Consider the following 20,803-nt stretch of genomic DNA (forward strand, 5'->3'; position numbering starts at 1 on the left):
GCGCTTATCGGCGGGGCGGGTCTGCAAGGCGAGTCTGTGTGATAAAGTGGCGCACTTTTTCGAGGGGGCAGTCACTGTGTGGGAATTGGTCAAATCCGGCGGCTGGATGATGTTGCCGATCATTCTGAGTTCCATCGCGGCACTGGGTATCGTTGCCGAACGCCTGTGGACCCTGCGGGCCAGCCGCGTGACCCCGGAGCATCTGCTCGGGCAGGTCTGGGTCTGGATCAAGGACAAGCAACTGAACAAGGACAAGCTCAAGGAGCTGCGGGCCAGTTCGCCGCTGGGGGAAATCCTCGCCGCGGGCCTGGCGAACTCCAAGCATGGTCGCGAGATCATGAAAGAGTGCATCGAGGAAGCCGCCGCCCGGGTCATCCATGAGCTGGAGCGCTATATCAACGCCTTGGGCACCATCGCCGCCATGTCCCCGCTGCTGGGCCTGCTAGGGACGGTGCTGGGCATGATCGACATCTTCAGCGCGTTTACCGGCTCCGGCATGACCACTAACGCCGCGGTACTGGCCGGGGGGATTTCCAAGGCCCTGATCACCACCGCCGCCGGCCTGATGGTGGGTATTCCGGCGGTGTTCTTCCATCGGTTCCTGCAACGGCGCGTCGACGAGTTGGTCGTTGGCATGGAGCAGGAAGCCATCAAGCTGGTCGAGGTGGTGCAGGGTGACCGTGACGTGGACCTGGCTGGGGGCAAGCAGTGAAATTCCGCCGCAAGCCACGGGAAAACATCGAGATCAACCTTGCGTCGCTGATCGACGTGGTGTTCATCCTGCTGCTGTTTTTCGTCGTGACCACCACGTTCACCCGGGAAACCCAGCTCAAGGTTGAATTGCCGCAAGCCGTCAGCGGCTCGCCGGCCGAAGACCAGCAATTGAAGAACCTGGAAGTCACCATCAGCGCCGAAGGGGCGTTCTCGGTGAATAACCAGTTGCTGCCCAAGAGCGACCTGGCGAGCCTGATCGAGGCCCTGCAGAAAGAATCCGGCGGCGATACCAACCTGCCGCTGTCCATCAGCGCTGACGGCAAGACCCCTCATCAATCGGTGATCACCGCCATGGACGCGGCCGGCAAGCTCGGTTTCAGCCATCTGCGCATGACCACGGTCGAGGCGGCTCCCGCACCCTGATGGCCATGTCCGATCGATTGCTTGCCGCGTGGTACGAAGGCCACCCGGCCCTGGCCCTGCTACGGCCGCTGGAGTGGTTGTACCGGCGGGTGGTGGTGAGCAAGCGCGAGCGTTTCCTGGCGGGTGAAGGCCAGATCTACCAGCCCCCCGTGCCGTTGGTGGTGGTGGGCAATATCACCGTGGGTGGCACTGGCAAGACGCCGTTGATCCTGTGGCTGATCCAGCACTGCCAGCGCAGTGGCTTGCGGGTCGGGGTGGTCAGCCGGGGCTATGGCGCCAAGCCGCCGCAACTGCCGTGGCGGGTCGCGGCCGAGCAGGGCGCCGACGTCGCGGGGGACGAGCCGCTGTTGATCGTCCAGCGCACGGGCGTGCCGTTGATGATCGACCCCGACCGCAGTCGCGCGGTCCAGGCGCTGCTGGAGGCCGAGCCGCTGGACCTGATCCTGTCCGACGACGGCATGCAGCATTATCGGCTGGCCCGGGACCTCGAGCTGGTGCTGATCGATAGCGCCCGGGGCCTGGGCAACCGGCGTTGCCTGCCCGCCGGGCCGTTGCGCGAACCGGTCGAGCGCCTGCAATCGGTCGACGCCGTGCTGTACAACGGCGCCAGTGCCGACCGCGAAGACGGCTTCGCCTTCCAATTGCGCCCCACCGAACTGGTGAACCTGGCCAGTGGTGAACGCCGTCCCCTCGACCATTTCCCACCCGGCCAGGCCCTGCACGCCGTGGCCGGCATCGGCAACCCCCAGCGTTTCTTCAAGACCCTCGAAACGCTACACTGGCGGCCAATACCGCACGGGTTTGCCGACCATGCCGAATACAGCGCCCAGGCCTTGAACTTCACGCCAGCCCTGCCGGTGGTCATGACGGAAAAAGACGCGGTCAAATGCCGTGCCTTCGCCGCGTCCGACTGGTGGTACCTGGCGGTGGACGCCGCGCCGTCGCCGGCCTTCGCGGCCTGGTTCGATACGCAGTTGATGCGCCTGTTGCCGGATCGGCTCTTGCCTTAACACCTTTTACCCAGGGGAATTCCATGGACACCAAACTGCTCGATATTCTGGCCTGCCCGGTCTGCAAAGGTCCGCTCAAGCTCAGCGCCGACAAGACCGAACTGATCAGCAAGGGTGCCGGCCTGGCCTACCCGATTCGCGACGGCATCCCGGTGATGCTCGAAAGTGAAGCCCGCACCCTGACCACCGACGAGCGCCTGGATAAATGACCACCGCCTTTACCGTTGTCATTCCGTCGCGCTTCGCCTCGACTCGCCTGCCCGGCAAGCCGTTGCTGTCGATCGCCGGCAAGCCGATGATCCAGCATGTCTGGGAGCAAGCCAGTAAAAGCAGCGCCCAGCGCGTGGTGGTGGCGACTGACGATGCGCGCATCGTCGAGGCCTGCAAAGGCTTTGGCGCCGAGGTCGTGCTGACGCGCGAAGACCATAATTCCGGTACCGATCGCCTGGCGGAGGTCGCGGCGAAGCTCGGCCTTGCCGCCGACGCGATTGTGGTCAATGTGCAAGGTGACGAGCCGTTGATCCCGCCGAGCGTGATCGATCAGGTCGCCGCCAACCTCGCGGCCCACACCGAAGCGCGCATTGCCACCCTGGCCGAGCCGATCGAGGATGTGCAGACCCTGTTCAACCCCAACGTGGTCAAGGTGGTCAGTGACCTCAATGGCCTGGCGTTGACCTTCAGCCGTGCGACGTTGCCCTGGGCGCGGGATGCCTTCGCCCAAGGTCGCGACGTGATGCCACAAGGCGTGCCGTATCGTCGTCACATCGGCATCTACGCCTACCGCGCCGGTTTCCTCCAGGACTTTGTCGCCTGGGGCCCGTGCTGGCTGGAAAACACTGAAGCCCTGGAACAGCTGCGAGCACTGTGGCATGGCGTGCGGATCCATGTCGCCGATGCGCTGATCGCCCCGCCGACCGGTGTCGACACCGCCGAAGACCTCGAGCGCGTTCGTCGCCTGCTGGAGGCCTGATGCGGGTCCTGTTCGTCTGCCTCGGTAATATCTGCCGCTCGCCCACCGCCGAAGGCATCTTGCGCCACAAGTTGCGAGAGGCCGGGCTGGCCGGGCAGGTGGAAGTCGCTTCCGCCGGCACCGGTGACTGGCACGTCGGCAAGGCCCCAGACAAGCGCAGCCAGGCGGCGGCCTTGAAGCGTGGCTACGACCTGTCGGCCCAGCGCGCGCAACAGGTGACGCGCGCCGATTTCGCCGCCTATGACCTGATCCTGGCGATGGACAGCAGCAACCTGCGCAATCTCCAGGCCCTGCAACCGGCCAATGGCAAGGCCGAGCTGGATCTGTTCCTGCGGCGCTACGAAGCCGAACTCGATGACGTGCCGGACCCGTACTACGACGGCGAGCAGGGCTTCGAGCAGGTGTTGGACTTGATCGAGCGGGCCACGGATCGCCTGGTGATCGAATTGAAGGGGCGGTTATGACCTTGCAGGTACGGGCGGGCGTCAGCCTCAAGCCCTTCAACAGTTTTGGCGTGGACGTCAGCGCCCGGTTGTTCGCCGAAGCCCGCGACGATGGAGAAGTTCGCCAGGCGCTGGCCTATGCCAGCGAGCATGCCGTGCCGTTGCTGGTGATCGGCGGCGGCAGCAACCTGTTGCTGACTGGCGACATCGACGCCTTGGTGCTGCGCATGGCCAGCCAGGGGATTCGCCTGCTCAGCGATGATGGCGAACGGGTGGTGATCGAGGCCGAAGCCGGGGAACCCTGGCATCCCTTCGTCCAGCATACGCTGGCACAAGGCTGGTCGGGCCTGGAAAACCTCAGCCTGATTCCCGGCACCGTAGGCGCGGCACCGATGCAAAACATCGGCGCCTACGGTGTGGAGATCAAGGATGTCTTCGCCGGCCTCACCGCCCTGGATCGCCAGACCGGCGAGCTGAGGGACTTCACCCTTGAAGATTGTCGGTTTGCTTATCGCGACAGCCTGTTCAAACAGCAAGCGGGCCGCTGGTTGATCCTGCGGGTGCGCTTTGCCCTCAGCCGCGCCGCACACTTGCACCTGGAGTACGGCCCGGTCCGCCAGCGATTGATCGAGCAGGGCATCGATCAGCCGACGCCCACGGATGTGAGCCGGGCCATTTGCAGCATCCGCAGCGAAAAACTCCCCGACCCGGCCATGCTTGGCAATGCCGGCAGCTTCTTCAAGAACCCGCTGGTGCCGGCCACGCACGTGGCGTATCTCAAGCAGCAATACCCTGATCTTGTGGCTTATCCACAGCCAGGAGGGCAGATGAAGATCGCCGCCGGCTGGCTGATCGAACGGGCCGGCTGGAAGGGTTTTCGCGAGGGGGATGCCGGGGTGCATAAGTTGCAGGCGTTGGTGCTGGTCAACTACGGCGATGCCACGGGCCCGCAACTGTTGGACCTGGCCTTGCGCATCCAGAAAGACATTGCCGAACGTTTCCAGGTCGAGCTGGAAATGGAGCCCAATCGGTACTGAGCGCGGTGGGAGCAAAGCTTGCTCGCGATCAACTGAACAACGCCCTGCCACAATCACGCACAGATCATTTGTGCAGGATTGTGCAGGGCGTTTTGCGTGATCCTGGGTTAATTTAGTTCGCTAACGATGCGACCATCGCATCCTAAAGGCCCGATGCAGACGCCTGTGTGCGCCTGCATAAGAGAGCCCGATCAGCCTGAGCCAGTCTGCGACAACCGACCTGTTACCCAAGCGGCAGATTGCTCGACCCCATCACTCGAATATTGTGCGGGCGTGCCCATGATTACCCTGAAACTCAATGGAAAAGACCATCAACTGGATGTGACCGAGGACATGCCGCTGCTGTGGGCTATCCGGGATGTAGCCGGTTACAACGGCACCAAGTTCGGCTGCGGCCTGGGCCTGTGTGGCGCCTGCACCATCCACATCGACGGCGCCCCGGCGCGCAGTTGCATCACGCCAATCGGCTCGGTGAAAGGGCAGGACGTCAGCACCATCGACGGCCTTCATGCCGACCCGGTCGGGCAAATCGTCCAGAAGGCCTGGCTCGACACGGCGGTGGCTCAGTGTGGTTACTGCCAGGGCGGGCAGATCATGTCCGCCACCGCGTTGCTCAAGACCAACCCCAACCCGAGCGATGAGCAGATCGAAGAAGCCATGGTCGGCAACATCTGCCGTTGCGGCACGTACAACCGGATCAAGACCGCGATCCGCCAGGCTTCCACTCACCTGAAGGAGGCCAAGGCATGAGCCGCTTGCCCGATGATTTCATGCTGAGCAACCTCAGCCGCCGTGGTTTCCTCAAGGGGGCGAGCGCCACCGGCGTGCTGGTGCTGGCGGCGACGTGGGGTCTGCCGGATGCCTTTGCCGAGGAAAAGAAATTCGGCGCCGAGGGCATGCCCCATGGCGCGGTCGACGACCCGAAGGTGTACGTCAGCATTGCCAGCGATGGCAGCGTGACGGTGATTTGCAACCGTTCGGAAATGGGCCAGGGCGTGCGCACCAGCCTGAGCATGGTGGTCGCCGACGAACTGGACGCTGACTGGGCGCTCGTCAAGGTCAAGCAGGCGCCGGCCGATGAGGCGCGTTTCGGCAACCAGGATACCGACGGTTCGCGCAGCATGCGCCACTGGTACGAGCCGATGCGCCGTTGCGGGGCTGCCGCCCGGACCATGCTGGAACTGGCCGCTGCCGCCCAGTGGAAGGTCCCGGTGGGGGAATGCCATGCCCAACTGCACAAAGTGCTGCACCAGCCTTCGGGGCGCGAACTGGGCTATGGCGAATTGGCTGCCGCCGCCAGTGCCTTGGCGGTGCCGGCCCGCGACAGCTTGCGTCTCAAGCAGCCATCGGAGTTCCGCTACATCGGCAAGGAAGCGAGCCGGGCCATCGATGGCGCGGACATCGTCAACGGTCGTGCGGTGTTTGGTGCCGATGTGCATTTCGACGGCATGCTCTATGCGGTCATCGCGCGTCCGCCGGTCTATGGCGGCAAGGTCAAGAGCGTGGACAGCAGCGCGGCGCTGAAGGTACCGGGCGTGGTCAAGGTGGTTCAGATAGAGGGGCGCCCGCTGCCCTCGGAGTTCCAGCCGTTGGGCGGCGTAGCGGTAGTAGCGAAGAACACCTGGGCGGCGATCAAGGGCCGCGAGGCGCTGAAAATCCAGTGGGACGACGGCCCGAATGCCGGTTATGACTCCATTGCCTATCGCAAGGAACTGGAAGCGGCCGCCCTCAAGCCGGGAAAAGTCGTGCGCAGCAGCGGTGACCTCGACGATGCGCTGGCCAAGGCGGATTCGACGTTGGAGGCGTCGTATTACTTGCCGCACCTGTCCCAGTCCCCCATGGAGCCGATGGTTGCCGTCGCCCGGTTCAAGGACGGCCAATGCGAGGCCTGGGCGCCGAGCCAGGCGCCGCAGGTGACCCGTGAACGTGTCGCCGAACGCCTGGGCATTCCTTTCGAGAAGGTCACGGTGAACATCACGTTGCTGGGCGGCGGTTTCGGACGCAAGTCGAAACCCGACTTTGTCGTCGAGGCGGCGGTCCTCGCCAAGGAGTTTCCCGGCCAGGCGGTACGGGTGCAATGGACCCGCGAGGACGACATTCATCACTCGTATTTCCACACCGTATCGGCCGAATACCTCAAGGCCGGCCTGAACCAGGACGGTATGCCGTCCGGTTGGCTGCACCGCACCGTAGCCCCGAGCATCACCGCACTGTTCGCACCGGGCATGACTCACGAGGCACCGTTCGAAATAGGCATGGGCGTGACCAACATGGCCTACGCCATTCCCAACCTGCGCCTGGAGAACCCCGAGGCGGTGGCCCATGCCCGGGTGGGTTGGTATCGCTCGGTGTCGAACATTCCTCACGGCTTCGCAATCCAGAGCTTCATTGACGAACTGGCCCACAAAGCCGGCCAGGATCCGCTGAAGTACCAGGTCAAATTGCTCGGGCCGGACCGTAAGATCGATCCGCGTACCTTGAGCGAAGAATGGAATTACGGCGAATCCCCCGAGCGTTACCCGATTGATACGGCGCGGATCCGCACGGTGCTGGAAACCGCCGCGAAGGCCGCCGGTTGGGGCCGGGAACTGCCCAAGGGCCGTGGCCTGGGGCTGGCGGTGCACTACAGCTTCGTCACCTACGTGGCGGCGGTGCTCGAGGTGGAGGTCAAGGATGATGGCACGGTGATCGTGCACAAGGCGGACATTGCCGTGGACTGCGGCCCACAGATCAACCCCGAACGCATCCGCTCGCAATTCGAAGGAGCCTGCGTCATGGGCCTGGGCAATGCCATGGTGGGTGAAATCAGTTTCAAGGATGGCAAGGTACAGCAGGACAATTTCCATATGTACGAAGTGGCGCGCATGTCCCTGGCGCCCAAGGAAGTGGCCGTGCACCTGGTCACGCCGCCGGGTGAGGTGCCGTTGGGTGGGGTTGGCGAGCCGGGCGTGCCGCCGATTGCGCCGGCCCTGTGCAACGCGATTTTCGCCGCCACCGGCCAGCGTATCCGTAACCTGCCTGTGCGCTATCAGCTGCAAGGCTGGCAACAGGCCAAGGCCTGATGGACAGCGTCGATCTGAATGTCCTGCGCAGCGTGCTCGAGTGGCGCCGCGCCGGGCAGCGGGTGGTGTTGTTCACTGTGGTCCAGACCTGGGGCACTGCGCCAAGACCGCCGGGGGCGATGCTGGCCCTGCGCGAAGATGGCGTGGTGATCGGTTCGGTGTCGGGCGGTTGTGTCGAGGATGACCTGATCGCCCGCCTGCACGACGGCCGTATTCCGGCGGACGGTCCGCCGGTGCAACTGATCACCTATGGCGTCACCCGAGAAGAAGCGGCGCGCTTTGGCCTGCCGTGCGGCGGCACCCTGCGCCTGACCGAAGAGCGGGTGGGCGATCCGCAGTGGGTCGCAGCGTTGCTGGAGCGCTGCGAAGCCCATGAAATCGTCGCCCGTGAGCTGACGCTGACCAGTGGCAACGTGGTCCTGGCCCCGGCCAGCAAGACCGACGCCCTGGTGTTCGATGGGCAGGTGTTGCGGGCCATTTACGGCCCGCGTTGGCGGTTGCTGCTGATCGGTGCCGGGCAATTGTCGCGCTACGTGGCGGAAATGGCCCGGCTACTGGACTTCGAAGTGCTGATTTGCGATCCGCGCAAGGAGTTCGTCTATGGTTGGGAAGAGCAGCATGGGCGCTTCGTCTCGGGGATGCCCGACGAAGCCGTGTTGAGCATCCAGACCGACGAGCGCACGGCCATTGTGGCGCTGACCCATGATCCACGCCTGGATGACATGGCGCTGCTCACGGCCCTGGACTCCAAGGCTTTTTATGTCGGCGCCCTGGGTTCGCGGGTCAACAGCCAGAAACGCCGGGACAACCTGGCTCAGCTAGGCTTGTCTGCGGAGGCGATTGACCGCTTGCATGGACCGATCGGCTTGCACATCGGCAGCCATACTCCGGCGGAAATCGCCTTGTCGCTGTTGGCCGAAATCGTGGCCATCAAGAATGGCGTGGAGCTGCGGCAGAAAAAACCGCTGTAAGCCGTGGGTAAGGAGGGCGTATGAGCGAGTCGATTGGCGTGATCATCCTGGCGGCCGGAACGGGCAGCCGTTTTCGCCAGATTGCAGGCCCCGACAAGGATAAATTGCTTGCCGATTGCACCGGGCGTGACGGTGCCGTGCGCTCGGTGATCGAGCAGGTGCTGGTGAATCTGCCCGCCTCCCTGGAAAAGCGCGTGCTGGTGACGCGCAAGGATCGACCGCAAGCCATTCGCATGGCCCAGGCCTATGGCTGCGATTTTGTGGAGCTGGACTCCCCCGGCCTGGGCGACAGCATTGCCGCCGGTGTCCAGGCCTGTCCTGGGCTGGATGGTTGGCTGATGGTGCTGGGGGACATGCCCTTCATCCTGCCGTCGAGCATCGAGCAGGTGGTGGCGGCGATTCGCGCGGACGGCATCAGCGTGCCGGTCCTGGCCGGTGAGTACGGGCATCCGGTGGGGTTTGGTCGTGGGTTTGGGCCGAAACTGATGGCGCTGACCGGCGATCGCGGCGCCAAGGTATTGTTTGCCGGGGCGCAAGTGGTTGAAGTGCCGGTGGACGACCCTGGCGTGACGTGGGATGTCGATGTGCCAGAGGCACTGGCCTTCAAATAACAGGCGACGCAGAACCCTGTGGGAGCGAGCTTGTTCGCGAAAGCGGTCTGACTTCAGTATTGATGCAAGCTGACCCGGCGCTATCGCGAGCAAGCTCGCTCCCACATTGGATTTTTGTCCGGTCCCAGTCCCCTGTGGATAAGTCTGAAGGCATAAAAAAGCCCCGCCTGGGGTTACCAGGCGGGGCTTTTTACTGGGCGGTGGAATCAGGCGTGAGGTTTAGGCTCGTGCTCTTTTTCCAGGGCTTCAGTGTGACGCGGCGCGATTTCTTCAGCTGTTTGCTGAGGCTCGTCGAACGTCGGAGCCGATTCAACCGGGGTTTCGGCGGCCGGGGCAGTGGCTGCCTCGGCGACTTCTTCCACGACTGGCGCAGGCTCGGCAGCAGGCGCTTGAGCGGCGGCGACGGCGGCTTGTTCGGCTTCCTTCTGCAGGCGCTCGGCTTCACGCTTGCGACGACGCACTTCACGTGGATCGTTCGGTGCACGGCCATTCGCGGTCAGGGCGCTGGCAGGTGCAGGCTCTTCCAGCGGGGCAGGGGCTTCGGCAACCACCGGCGCCTCGACCACTGGAGCAGGCTCGACCACTTCTGGCTCGACCGCTTTCACAGGCTCTGGTGCCGACTCAGGCTCGGCAACAGGTGCCGGTGCGGCTGGCTCGGCGGTCCAGTTGAACGCAGTCTGCTCTTCGCGGACAGGCTCTGGTGCCTTTTCCTCGGCCGGTGCTTCGACGACCGGTTCGGCAGCAACGACTGGAGCCTCGACGACCGGTGCTGGCTCGGCGACGACTTCAGCTTCAGGCTGGGCGTCAGGGGCCGGTGCGAGTTCCACTTCTGGCGAGGCGGTGGCTTCTACCGGGGTAGTGGCCTCGACCACCGGCGCTTCAACCGGCGCGCTTTCCACCGCAGCGGTGGCACGTTCGGCTTGTTCGTGAGCCTGGGCTTCAGCCGGGGCGCTGATCGTGCTGCTGGCAACGGCCGCAGTCACGGCCAGGCCGGCGGCCAGGTCCGCGGCGCTTGGCGCTTCGGCGTTCTCGGTGGACTCGGACTCTTCCGAACCTTCGATCACGTTGCCGTTGGCGTCGCGCTGACGCTCACGACGGTTGCTGCGACGACGCTGGCCACGGGAGCGGCGGCGTGGACGATCGCCTTCGGCGGTGTCCTGGCCATCTTCCTGCAACTGCTCTTCGGCGTTCAGCACTTCTTCTTCGCTGGCAGCGGCGGCTGCCTGCTCGGCGCGTGGCTGGCGTTCTTCACGTGGAGGACGCGGTGCGCGTTCTTCACGAGGCTGGCGGGCTGGACGCTCTTCAGTGGTGGCGGCAGCCACGGCCGGGGCGGCATCCAGTGGCTCGCGCAGTTCACGAACACGTTCTTCACGCTCGCCACGTGGCTTGCGGTCTTCACGCGGTGCGCGTGGCTGGCGTTCTTCACGGGGCGGACGCGGTGCGCGTTCTTCGCGGGCTACGACTGGCGCTTCCTCACGGGCTTCGCGCGGCTGGCGTTCTTCACGCGGTTCACGTGGCGCACGTTCTTCACGCGGTGCACGTTCTTCGCGAGGCTTGCGCTCTTCATCGCGACGACCGTTGCGGTTGCGGGTCTGCTGGCGACCGTTGCGGCGTTCTTCGTTGCGGGCAGGGCGCTCGGTAGCGGCAGGCTTGGCGACGACGGCCGGGGTAACGGGTTCTTCCTTGGTGGCGAACAGGCTGACCAGCGACTTCACCAGGCCTTTGAACAGGCTTGGTTCGGGGGCTGCGGCCGGGGCGGCAACCGGAGCGGCCACTTCGGTCGGAACCGGAGCGTTGGCGCGGGCCGGAGCAGTCTTGACTGCGGCTTCCTGGCGAACCAGGGTGCGAGTAGCGGCGGCCGGCTGGACTTCTTCCACTTCGGCAGCGGCAGCAGCGATTTCGTAGCTGGACTGGTTGGTGTGGGCTTCCGGGCTGTCATCGCGCAGGCGCTGCACTTCGAAGTGCGGCGTCTCGAGGTGATCGTTCGGCAGGATGACGATGCGGGCGCGGGTGCGCAGTTCGATCTTGGTGATCGAGTTGCGTTTTTCGTTGAGCAGGAACGCAGCCACCGGGATCGGCACCTGGGCGCGAACTTCGGCGGTGCGGTCTTTCAGGGCTTCTTCTTCGATCAGGCGCAGGATCGCCAGGGACAGCGACTCGACGTCACGGATGATGCCGGTGCCGTTGCAGCGCGGGCAAACGATGCCGCTGCTTTCGCCCAGGGACGGACGCAGGCGCTGACGGGACATTTCCAGCAGGCCGAAGCGCGAGATGCGACCGACCTGTACGCGGGCGCGGTCGGCTTCCAGGCATTCACGGACCTTTTCTTCCACGGCGCGCTGGTTCTTGGCCGGGGTCATGTCGATGAAGTCGATGACGATCAGGCCGCCGATGTCGCGCAGGCGCAACTGACGGGCGATTTCCTCGGCGGCTTCAAGGTTGGTCTGCAGGGCGGTTTCTTCGATGTCGCTGCCTTTGGTGGCGCGGGCCGAGTTGATGTCGATGGACACCAGGGCTTCGGTCGGGTCGATGACGATGGAGCCGCCGGACGGCAGTTCGACGACGCGCTGGAAGGCGGTCTCGATCTGGCTTTCGATCTGGAAACGGTTGAACAGCGGAACGCTGTCTTCGTAGAGCTTGATCTTGCTGGCGTACTGCGGCATCACCTGGCGAATGAAGGTCAGGGCTTCGTCCTGGGCTTCGACGCTGTCGATCAGCACTTCGCCGATGTCCTGGCGCAGGTAATCGCGGATGGCGCGGATGATCACGTTGCTTTCCTGGTAGATCAGGAACGGCGCGGAACGATCCAGCGAGGCTTCTTTGATGGCGGTCCACAGCTGCAGCAGGTAGTCGAGGTCCCACTGCATTTCTTCGCTGCTGCGGCCCAGGCCGGCAGTGCGCACGATCAGGCCCATGTCGGCTGGCGCGACCAAGCCGTTGAGGGCTTCACGCAGTTCGTTGCGCTCTTCGCCTTCGATGCGGCGGGAGATGCCGCCGGCACGCGGGTTGTTCGGCATCAGGACCAGGTAACGGCCGGCCAGGCTGATGAAGGTGGTCAGGGCGGCGCCCTTGTTGCCACGTTCTTCTTTTTCGACCTGGACGATGACTTCCTGGCCTTCGCTCAGGACGTCCTTGATGTTGACGCGGCCTTCAGGGGCCTTCTTGAAGTATTCGCGGGAGATTTCTTTGAGGGGCAGGAAGCCGTGGCGCTCGGAGCCGAAATCGACAAAGGCAGCCTCAAGGCTCGGTTCGATGCGAGTAATCCGGCCTTTATAGATGTTGGCCTTCTTCTGCTCGCGTGCACCGGATTCGATATCCAGGTCGTAGAGGCGCTGGCCGTCTACCAGTGCAACACGCAACTCTTCGGGTTGAGTTGCGTTAATCAACATTCTTTTCATGTAGTACCGTCGGTTTCCGGGCTGCCGGAAACGGCGTTCGGCACACACGACTTCTCACGGTCGGTGTCAGGTGCGTCCTGGCGATGGCGAGGCCATTCCAGTGTCCAGCGAGTTCGGCCCAATGATGGCGAAGTCGCGACGGACGCGTCCTGCTTGCTGGTACTCAAGCACTCAGTCAGGAGGAGGAATCAACCGGCGTCTGTGGACGAGATGAAGCGTCTGAATATAAGCCTAGTGCTACACAGTCCGACGGTTGTACGTCTCCACCCTACACGTATCCCTGATAATTCGGGTGCTGCCGCGCGCAGAATCCGCAGCGGGTTGGCATTTACCGTGAGCTCCGGAAGGGGAGGTCACGCATCATGGCTAATTTAGGCGTTGTTTCCGAAGCTCTCGCTCGGGGTCGTTCGCAGCTGACTGCACTTTGTGAACTGGCCGTGAATGTGGCGCGCAAGGCGAGTCAAAACTCTGCTTTGCGGCGTATTTCAGGCCTCATGTCACCTGCGCTCGTTACACCTGAAAACTCTACCGTTACGTAGCGAAAGCCCCGTAGGACGGCCTCTCGTCCTCGTGAATTGCGTTGGTCAGGGCCGGTTTTTGACCGCTGGTCCACTGTCCAGCCACTTTTGGCGGCGTTCGCGACTATAGCAGCAATGATTAAGTGCTTCAATTCCATAAAAAATTGTTATGATCGCCGCCATGACAACTACTGCCCCTTCGACCCCTGGCGTTCAACTGCTCGAGGTCTCGCCGGAATATGCCGGCCAACGAATCGATAATTTCCTGCTGGCCCGGCTCAAAGGCGTGCCCAAGACCTTGATCTACCGCATTTTGCGCAAAGGCGAAGTGCGGGTGAACAAAGGTCGGATCAAGCCCGAATACAAGCTCCAGGCCGGTGACATCGTGCGCGTGCCGCCGGTTCGCGTGCCCGAGCGCGATGAGCCGGTGCCCTTGGCCCAGGGATTGCTGCAACGCCTTGAAGCCTCGATCGTCTACGAAGACAAGGCCCTGATCGTGATCAACAAGCCCGCGGGCATTGCGGTTCACGGCGGCAGCGGCCTGAATTTCGGAGTGATCGAAGCCTTTCGTCAGTTGCGTCCGGACGCCAAGGAGCTGGAACTGGTCCATCGCCTCGACCGCGACACCTCCGGCCTGCTGATGATCGCCAAGAAACGCAGCATGTTGCGCCATCTGCATGAGCAGTTGCGTGGCGACGGCGTCGACAAGCGCTACATGGCGCTGGTGCGTGGTCGCTGGGAAACCTCCATCAAGCAAGTTCGTGCGCCGCTGCTCAAGAGCAACCTGCGTTCCGGCGAGCGCATGGTCGAGGTCAACGAGGAGGGCAAGGAGGCGCTGACTGTGTTCAAGGTCTTGCGCCGTTTCGACGACTTCGCCACCTTGGTCGAGGCCAAACCGGTGACCGGGCGCACGCACCAGATCCGCGTCCATACCCTGCACGCCGGTCACTGCATTGCCGGTGACAGCAAATACGGCGATGACGACTTCACCAAGGAAATCCGCGACCTGGGCGGCAAGCGCCTGTTTCTCCATGCCTATATGCTCACCGTGCCGTTGCCCGATGGTGGCGAGCTGAAATTGCAGGCCCCGGTGGATGACATGTGGGCCAAGACCGTGGAGCGGCTGAGTGCATCCTGATTACAAATTGCTGATATTCGATTGGGACGGCACTCTTGCCAATTCCATCGGTCGGATCGTGGAGTCGATGCATGTCGCATCGGATCGCTCGGGTTTTGCCCGGTGCGACGATTTTGCGGTGAAGGGCATCATCGGCTTGGGGTTGCCGGAAGCGATTCGCAGTTTGTACCCGGAGATCGACGACGATGAGCTGGTGGTTTTTCGCCAGCACTATGCCGATCACTACATTGCGCTGGAGGCCGAGCCTTCGCCGTTGTTCGAGGGCGTGGTTCATACCCTTGAAACCTTGAAGGGCGAGGGTTATCGCTTGGCGGTCGCGACCGGCAAGGCTCGTCGTGGGTTGGATCGGGTATTGAAGGCCCATGGTTGGGACGATTATTTCGATATCACCCGTGCCGCCGATGAGACGGCCAGCAAGCCGCATCCGCTGATGCTCGAGCAGATACTGGCTCATTGTGGGGTGCTGCCTGCGCAGGCGTTGATGGTGGGGGATTCCTCGTTCGACCTGCAGATGGCGCGCAATGCCGGCATGGGTTCGGTGGCTGTCAGCTATGGTGCGCAGTCCATCGAGGCACTCAAGGTGTTCGAGCCGCGACTGGCGATTGATCATTTTCCTGAATTGCACGCCTGGCTGAGCCAGCGCGCCGATTAAAGTCTGTTGAGGATGCATGTATGACCGATGAATGGAAGGCACCGGCCAAGGCGAGCGCTGACAACGGTGACGAAAAAAGCTGGAAGCTGCTGGAAAAGACCCTGTTGGCCGGGGTGGAGGAGCAGCGTCGTGCGCGGCGCTGGGGGATCTTCTTCAAGTGCCTGGTCTTCATTTATCTGTTTTTCGGCTTGGCGTTGATCTTCCAGGCGGTTGATGGCAAGAAGAGTCCGGGAGGTGGTTCGGCCTACACGGCGGTCATCGACATCGAAGGCATGATTGCCGACAAAGAGGCGGCCAGTGCGGACAATATTGTCGGCAGCCTGCGGGCCGCGTTCGAAGATTCGAAGGTCAAGGGCGTGGTGCTGCGCATCAACAGTCCGGGTGGCAGCCCGGTGCAGGCCGGCTACGTCTATGACGAAATCGTCCGCTTGCGCGCGGCGCATCCGGATATCAAGGTCTACGCGGTGATTTCCGACCTTGGTGCCTCGGGTGCCTATTACATCGCCAGTGCGGCGGACCAGATCTATGCCGACAAGGCCAGCCTGGTGGGCTCCATTGGCGTGACGGCGGCGGGTTATGGCTTCGTCCAGACGCTGGACAAGCTTGGGGTGGAGCGCCGGGTCTATACCGCGGGCGAGCACAAATCCTTCCTCGATCCGTTCCAGCCGCAAAAGCCTGAGGAAACGGCGTTCTGGCAGGGCGTGCTCGACACTACCCATAAACAGTTCATCGCCAGCGTCAAGAAGGGGCGGGGCGAGCGCCTGAAAGACAAGGAACACCCGGAGCTCTTCTCCGGGCTGGTCTGGTCGGGCGAGCAGGCGTTGCCGCTGGGCTTGATCGATGGCTTGGGCAGCGCCAGTTCGGTGGCTCGGGACGTGATTGGCGAGAAAGAGTTGGTGGATTTCACCATTGAAGAGTCGCCGCTCGACCGTTTCTCGAAAAAACTGGGCGCCAGCATCGCCGAGCGTCTGGCGATGTGGATGGGGTTCCAGGGGCCGGCGTTGCGCTGATTGCCAGCGCTGCTCTGAAAGATCGTACCGATCCTTGTGGCGAGGGAGCTTGCTCCCGCTGGGCTGCGCAGCAGTCCCTTTTGTTGCGGTCGCTTCGCAACCGAGCGGGAGCGAGCGCCCTCGTCACACAGGGATGCAGGCCCAGGCTTCAGGGGATTTGCACACCCTCGGCCAGCAACATGTCCACAAGGCGAATCAGCGGCAGCCCGATCAGGCTGGTGGCGTCCGGTCCTTCGGTGCTCTGGAACAGACTTACGCCCAGCCCCTCGGCCTTGAAGCTGCCGGCGCAATCGTAGGGTTGCTCGGCGCGCAGGTAGCGTTCGACGTGCTCTGGATCCAGGGTGCGCATATTGACGGTAAACGCAACGCAATCGACCTGGCAGGCGTCTGTCTGGCTGTTGAGCAGTGCCAGGCCGGTCAGGAACGTGACCTTGGCGCCGCTGGCGGCCAACAGCTGTTCACGCGCGTTCTCGAAGGTGTGAGGTTTGCCCAGGATGCGCTCGCCGAGCACGGCGACCTGGTCTGAGCCGATGATCAGGTGCCCTGGATAGCTTTGGGCCAATGCCAGGGCTTTTTCCCGGGCCAGGCGTTTGACCAGTTCGAGGGCGGGTTCGCCGGGCCGATGGCTTTCGTCGATATCGGGTGAGTGGCAGACGAACGGCAGCCCCAGGCGGGCGAGCAATTCCCGGCGATAGACCGAGCTTGAGGCAAGTAATAAAGGCAGCATGGGCATCTCCAGGAGTCGGGTACGAATTCTAGCGAGGCACGCAAGTGACGGACAGGGCTGAATTTCCTTTGACATGGCCGGGGGCATCCCTATAATGCTGCGCCTATGTTGAATGACCCGATTCCACCTCACGTTGACCCGCGCAAATTGGCTGACCGTGGCACCACCCTTCAAGGTGAACTGCTGCTGGCCGATTTGAAGAGACTCTGCGACCCGCTTTCCGACGATGTCGGTACGGTCCAGGCCAAATTCGTTTTTGAACGAGATGAACGTAAATCTGTGGTTATCCACAGCTTTATCGACACTGAAGTCAAAATGGTTTGCCAGCGTTGTCTTGAGCTGGTCACCCTGCCGATCCACAGCGAATGCAGTTACGCCGTGGTGAAGGAGGGTGCGAATACCCAGTCGTTGCCGAAAGGTTATGACGTGCTGGAACTGGGCGAAGATCCATTGGATCTGCAGTCACTGATCGAGGAGGAGCTTCTGCTCGCCTTGCCCATTGTGCCTGCTCATCATCCGGAAGAATGCCAGCAGCCGGCGGGAGCAGATGAGCCCGAACCGAGCGAGGACGAGGTAACGCGGTCCAACCCGTTCAGTGTATTGGCGCAGTTAAAGCGTGACCCAAACGTTTAGGAGTTAATCAATTATGGCTGTTCAGCAGAACAAAAAATCCCGCTCTGCCCGTGACATGCGCCGTTCGCACGACGCTCTCGAGGCTAGCACCCTGTCCGTAGAAAAGACCACCGGTGAAGTTCACCTGCGTCACCACGTATCGCCAGAAGGCGTATACCGTGGCCGTAAAGTGATCGACAAGGGCGCCGACGAGTAATCACTTGTCCGCTCAAGTCATCGCGATTGACGCAATGGGCGGGGACTTCGGTCCCCGCAGCATTGTTCAGGCCAGCCTTGCTTGTCTGAATGCTACACCCTCGCTGCACCTGACCCTCGTCGGTCAATCCCCCCTCCTGGAAGACATGCTCAGCGGCCAATCGGCTGTGGATCGCGCGCGCCTGACGATTGTCCCGGCGTCCGAAATCATCACCATGGACGAAAAGCCGGCCCAGGCCCTGCGCGGCAAGCCTGACGCCTCGATGCGGGTGGCCCTTGAGCTGCTGCGTGATGGCAAGGTCCAGGCTTGTGTCAGCGCGGGCAATACCGGTGCGCTGATGGCGCTGTCACGCTATGTGCTCAAGACCTTGCCGGGTATCGACCGGCCCGCGATGGTGGCGGCGATCCCGACCCAGCGTGGCTTCTGTCAGTTGCTCGACCTGGGGGCGAACGTCGATTGCAGTGCCGAGCATCTGCTGCAGTTTGCGGTGATGGGCTCGGTCGCGGCTGAAACCCTGGGCATCGTGCGTCCTCGCGTGGCGTTGCTGAACATCGGCACCGAAGACATCAAGGGCAACCAGCAGGTCAAGCTGGCGGCAACGTTGTTGCAGGCGGCGCGGGGCATCAACTACATCGGTTTCGTCGAAGGCGATGGTCTGTACCGTGGCGAGGCCGATGTGGTGGTCTGTGACGGTTTCGTGGGCAATATCCTGCTCAAGTCCAGCGAGGGGCTGGCAACCATGATCGGCCAGCGCATCGAGACCTTGTTCAGGCAAAGCCTCGCTTCGCGGGTGGTCGGCGCCCTGGCGCTGCCGTTGATGCGTCGCTTGCAGGCGGACCTGGCGCCAGCGCGGCACAACGGTGCGAGTTTCCTCGGGTTGCAAGGTATCGTGATCAAGAGTCACGGGTCGGCGGGCGTGCAGGGTTTCCAGAGTGCGATCAATCGAGCGGTGATCGAGATCCAGGAGAACCTGCCGGAGCGCTTGCACGGTCGCCTCGAGGATTTGTTAACTTAGGCGTTTTCGTCCGACAATGCTTAAATGTGACCGGTCGGTTCAACCCGCCATCCAACTTTCAGTTTGCTAGCGCCCCCAGGGGCGTCAATTTTTGACGACAAGATCATTAGGGGCTTTGTTTTCATGTCTGCTTCCCTCGCATTCGTCTTTCCAGGGCAGGGCTCGCAGTCCCTCGGCATGCTGGCCGAGCTGGGCGCGCAATACCCGCTGATCCTCGAAACATTCAAAGAAGCTTCCGATGCGCTCGGCTATGACTTGTGGGCACTGACCCAGCAAGGGCCGGAAGAACGGCTCAATCAAACCGATAAAACCCAGCCGGCCATCCTCACCGCCTCGATCGCCTTGTGGCGCCTGTGGCTGGCTGAAGGTGGCGCGCGCCCGGCATTCGTCGCCGGTCACAGCCTGGGCGAATACAGCGCCCTCGTGGCCGCTGGCAGCCTGAGCCTGGGCGCCGCGGTGAAACTGGTGGAGCGTCGTGGCCAGTTGATGCAGGAAGCCGTTCCGGCCGGGCAGGGCGGCATGGCCGCGATCCTCGGCCTGGAAGACGCCGATGTACTGGCGGCCTGTGCCGAGGCGGCGCAAGGCGAAGTGGTCAGCGCGGTGAACTTCAATTCCCCGGGCCAGGTGGTCATTGCCGGTGCCAAGGCGGCTGTCGAGCGTGCCATCGAGGGCTGCAAGGCCCGTGGTGCCAAGCGCGCCATGCCACTGCCGGTCAGCGTGCCGTCGCACTGTGAACTGATGCGTCCGGCCGCCGAGCGCTTTGCCGAGTCCATCGCTGCCATCGACTGGCAGGCCCCGCAGATTCCCGTGGTGCAGAATGTCAGCGCCAACGTGGCGCCTGATCTCGAGACCTTGAAGCGCGATCTGCTGGAACAACTCTACAAGCCGGTTCGCTGGGTCGAATCGGTGCAGACCCTGGCAGCCAAGGGTGCGACCGAACTGGTCGAGTGCGGTCCTGGCAAAGTGCTGGCGGGCCTGAACAAACGCTGCGCCGAAGGCGTATCGACTTCCAACCTCAATACCCCAGATGCCTTCGCTGCCGCCCGTGCAGCGCAGGCCTGAACAGGAGAAACTTGCATGAGTCTGCAAGGTAAAGTTGCACTGGTGACCGGTGCAAGCCGTGGCATCGGCCAGGCCATCGCCCTGGAGCTGGGTCGTCAAGGCGCCATCGTCATCGGCACCGCGACTTCCGCTTCGGGCGCCGAGCGTATCGCCGCGACCCTGAAGGAAAACGACATCCAGGGCACCGGCCTCGAGCTGAACGTCACCAGCGACGAATCCGTTGCGGCGGTGCTGGCAAGCATTCAGGAGCAGTTCGGCGCACCGGCGATCCTGGTCAATAATGCCGGTATCACCCGCGATAACCTGATGATGCGCATGAAAGATGACGAATGGTTCGACGTCGTCGACACCAACCTGAACAGTCTGTACCGGCTGTCCAAGGGCGTTCTGCGTGGCATGACCAAGGCTCGCTGGGGTCGAATTATCAGTATTGGCTCGGTTGTGGGTGCCATGGGCAACGCAGGCCAAGTAAACTATGCTGCGGCTAAAGCCGGTCTGGAAGGTTTCAGCCGTGCGCTGGCGCGTGAAGTGGGTTCGCGCTCGATTACGGTAAACTCGGTTGCACCGGGTTTCATCGACACCGACATGACCCGTGAACTGCCGGAAGCACAGCGTGAAGCGTTGCTGACACAGATTCCGCTGGGTCGTCTGGGGCAAGCTCAAGAAATCGCGTCCGTGGTCGCTTTTCTTGCGTCGGACGGTGCGGCATACGTGACCGGGGCTACAATCCCGGTGAACGGCGGGATGTACATGAGTTAAATGTGACGGATTGCTTCAAAAAAATGTCATACGAGCTGTCTAAAATCCGTTATAAAGCTGCAATCAATTTATAGACGGCGGGCCGCAGGGTTTGAGGAGTGAAGCTTTCGGTTGAAAAACCGAAAAGTTCTTCTATACACTTACCCACCGGCCAGCTGCCTGAATTTGTCCATTAGGAGTGAAAACAAGGTATGAGCACCATCGAAGAGCGCGTCAAGAAAATCGTTGCCGAGCAACTGGGCGTTAAAGAAGAAGAAGTTGTGAACACCGCTTCCTTCGTAGAAGACCTGGGTGCCGACTCCCTTGACACCGTTGAGCTGGTGATGGCTCTGGAAGAGGAATTCGAGACCGAGATTCCTGACGAAGAAGCTGAGAAGATCACTACTGTACAAGCTGCTATCGACTACGTTACCAGCCACCAGGCGTAATCGTATTCAGTCGTCGCTAGCTGTCA

At 62.5% G+C, this 20,803-nt stretch carries 22 protein-coding genes; 20 read left to right on the forward strand and 2 right to left on the reverse strand.

All coding sequences use genetic code 11. The features are described 5' to 3' along the window. The first annotated feature begins 76 nt into the window (after nt 1-76). The 11 genes from AO356_RS20090 (at nt 77) to AO356_RS20140 (ending at nt 9,241) form a co-directional block, all read left to right on the forward strand. Nucleotides 77-712 (forward strand): MotA/TolQ/ExbB proton channel family protein, encoded by a 636-nt coding sequence (locus tag AO356_RS20090; protein WP_162491247.1) that lies wholly within the window; start codon nt 77-79, stop codon nt 710-712. Continuing rightward, nucleotides 709-1,137, forward strand: a complete 429-nt coding sequence (locus AO356_RS20095; protein ID WP_053123850.1) for an ExbD/TolR family protein — start codon at nt 709-711, stop codon at nt 1,135-1,137. The genes AO356_RS20090 and AO356_RS20095 overlap by 4 nt, the downstream gene beginning before the upstream one ends. Continuing rightward, on the forward strand, nt 1,137-2,147 hold the full coding sequence (lpxK, locus tag AO356_RS20100) for a tetraacyldisaccharide 4'-kinase (RefSeq protein WP_060741217.1): 1,011 nt from the start codon (nt 1,137-1,139) through the stop codon (nt 2,145-2,147). Before AO356_RS20095 ends, lpxK begins: the two co-directional genes overlap by 1 nt. Nucleotides 2,148-2,170: 23 nt before the next feature. Beyond that, nucleotides 2,171-2,356 (forward strand): Trm112 family protein, encoded by a 186-nt coding sequence (locus AO356_RS20105; RefSeq protein ID WP_003179363.1) that lies wholly within the window; start codon nt 2,171-2,173, stop codon nt 2,354-2,356. After that, nucleotides 2,353-3,117, forward strand: a complete 765-nt coding sequence (gene kdsB / locus AO356_RS20110) for a 3-deoxy-manno-octulosonate cytidylyltransferase (protein ID WP_060741218.1) — start codon at nt 2,353-2,355, stop codon at nt 3,115-3,117. The genes AO356_RS20105 and kdsB overlap by 4 nt, the downstream gene beginning before the upstream one ends. Continuing rightward, a complete protein-coding gene (locus AO356_RS20115) occupies nt 3,117-3,581 on the forward strand; it encodes a low molecular weight protein-tyrosine-phosphatase (protein ID WP_060741219.1) in 465 nt (154 codons plus the stop codon). The genes kdsB and AO356_RS20115 overlap by 1 nt, the downstream gene beginning before the upstream one ends. Then, nucleotides 3,578-4,597 (forward strand): UDP-N-acetylmuramate dehydrogenase, encoded by a 1,020-nt coding sequence (murB, locus tag AO356_RS20120; protein ID WP_060741220.1) that lies wholly within the window; start codon nt 3,578-3,580, stop codon nt 4,595-4,597. Before AO356_RS20115 ends, murB begins: the two co-directional genes overlap by 4 nt. Nucleotides 4,598-4,876: 279 nt before the next feature. Further along, nucleotides 4,877-5,347, forward strand: a complete 471-nt coding sequence (locus AO356_RS20125) for a (2Fe-2S)-binding protein (RefSeq protein WP_060741221.1) — start codon at nt 4,877-4,879, stop codon at nt 5,345-5,347. Then, nucleotides 5,344-7,659 (forward strand): xanthine dehydrogenase family protein molybdopterin-binding subunit, encoded by a 2,316-nt coding sequence (locus AO356_RS20130; protein ID WP_060741222.1) that lies wholly within the window; start codon nt 5,344-5,346, stop codon nt 7,657-7,659. The genes AO356_RS20125 and AO356_RS20130 overlap by 4 nt, the downstream gene beginning before the upstream one ends. Continuing rightward, nucleotides 7,659-8,630 (forward strand): XdhC family protein, encoded by a 972-nt coding sequence (locus AO356_RS20135; protein WP_060741223.1) that lies wholly within the window; start codon nt 7,659-7,661, stop codon nt 8,628-8,630. The genes AO356_RS20130 and AO356_RS20135 overlap by 1 nt, the downstream gene beginning before the upstream one ends. Before the next feature lie 20 nt (nt 8,631-8,650). Further along, a complete protein-coding gene (locus AO356_RS20140; protein ID WP_060741224.1) occupies nt 8,651-9,241 on the forward strand; it encodes a nucleotidyltransferase family protein in 591 nt (196 codons plus the stop codon). A gap of 206 nt (nt 9,242-9,447) precedes the next feature. Here the strand turns inward: AO356_RS20140 and rne are convergent, their stop codons facing one another. Further along, the gene (gene rne / locus AO356_RS20145) at nt 9,448-12,639 is read right to left on the reverse strand and encodes a ribonuclease E (RefSeq protein WP_060741225.1); all 3,192 of its coding nucleotides are present in this window, start codon (nt 12,637-12,639) and stop codon (nt 9,448-9,450) included. 699 nt (nt 12,640-13,338) lie between these two features. Between rne and rluC the strand changes: the two genes are divergently transcribed. Genes rluC through AO356_RS20160 form a run of 3 tightly spaced genes read left to right on the forward strand, consistent with a single transcriptional unit; the run spans nt 13,339 to nt 15,957 of the window. Next, complete coding sequence (rluC, locus tag AO356_RS20150) at nt 13,339-14,295, forward strand: 23S rRNA pseudouridine(955/2504/2580) synthase RluC (protein ID WP_060743156.1); 957 nt, start codon at nt 13,339-13,341, stop codon at nt 14,293-14,295. Next, a complete protein-coding gene (locus AO356_RS20155; RefSeq protein WP_060741226.1) occupies nt 14,285-14,947 on the forward strand; it encodes an HAD-IA family hydrolase in 663 nt (220 codons plus the stop codon). The genes rluC and AO356_RS20155 overlap by 11 nt, the downstream gene beginning before the upstream one ends. Nucleotides 14,948-14,967: 20 nt before the next feature. Further along, nucleotides 14,968-15,957: a S49 family peptidase gene (locus tag AO356_RS20160; protein ID WP_060741227.1), complete on the forward strand. Its 990-nt coding sequence runs from the start codon at nt 14,968-14,970 to the stop codon at nt 15,955-15,957. A gap of 148 nt (nt 15,958-16,105) precedes the next feature. On the opposite strand, the gene AO356_RS20165 is transcribed toward AO356_RS20160, so the two are convergent. Next, nucleotides 16,106-16,684, reverse strand: coding sequence for a Maf family protein (locus AO356_RS20165; RefSeq protein WP_060741228.1), 579 nt, complete (start codon nt 16,682-16,684; stop codon nt 16,106-16,108). Nucleotides 16,685-16,789: 105 nt separating this feature from the next. On the opposite strand from AO356_RS20165, the gene AO356_RS20170 reads away from it, so the two are divergent. The 6 genes from AO356_RS20170 to acpP all read left to right on the forward strand — a co-directional run bounded on the left by AO356_RS20170 (nt 16,790) and on the right by acpP (nt 20,777). Then, a complete protein-coding gene (locus AO356_RS20170) occupies nt 16,790-17,317 on the forward strand; it encodes a YceD family protein (protein ID WP_003204262.1) in 528 nt (175 codons plus the stop codon). 13 nt (nt 17,318-17,330) lie between these two features. Further along, entirely contained in the window at nt 17,331-17,513 is a 183-nt protein-coding gene (rpmF, locus tag AO356_RS20175) for a 50S ribosomal protein L32 (RefSeq protein ID WP_003179396.1), read from the forward strand. 4 nt (nt 17,514-17,517) lie between these two features. Next, nucleotides 17,518-18,528, forward strand: a complete 1,011-nt coding sequence (gene plsX, locus AO356_RS20180) for a phosphate acyltransferase PlsX (RefSeq protein WP_072406324.1) — start codon at nt 17,518-17,520, stop codon at nt 18,526-18,528. A 123-nt stretch (nt 18,529-18,651) separates the two neighbouring features. Then, the gene (gene fabD, locus AO356_RS20185) at nt 18,652-19,590 is read left to right on the forward strand and encodes an ACP S-malonyltransferase (RefSeq protein ID WP_060741230.1); all 939 of its coding nucleotides are present in this window, start codon (nt 18,652-18,654) and stop codon (nt 19,588-19,590) included. A 15-nt stretch (nt 19,591-19,605) separates the two neighbouring features. Further along, the gene (gene fabG, locus AO356_RS20190; RefSeq protein WP_060741231.1) at nt 19,606-20,349 is read left to right on the forward strand and encodes a 3-oxoacyl-ACP reductase FabG; all 744 of its coding nucleotides are present in this window, start codon (nt 19,606-19,608) and stop codon (nt 20,347-20,349) included. A 191-nt stretch (nt 20,350-20,540) separates the two neighbouring features. After that, nucleotides 20,541-20,777 carry an acyl carrier protein gene (gene acpP / locus AO356_RS20195; RefSeq protein WP_003175607.1) on the forward strand — a complete coding sequence of 79 codons (237 nt, stop codon included), beginning with the start codon at nt 20,541-20,543 and terminating at the stop codon, nt 20,775-20,777. Nucleotides 20,778-20,803 lie beyond the last annotated feature (26 nt).

Source organism: Pseudomonas fluorescens, assembly GCF_001307275.1.
GTDB lineage: Bacteria > Pseudomonadota > Gammaproteobacteria > Pseudomonadales > Pseudomonadaceae > Aquipseudomonas > Aquipseudomonas fluorescens_AA.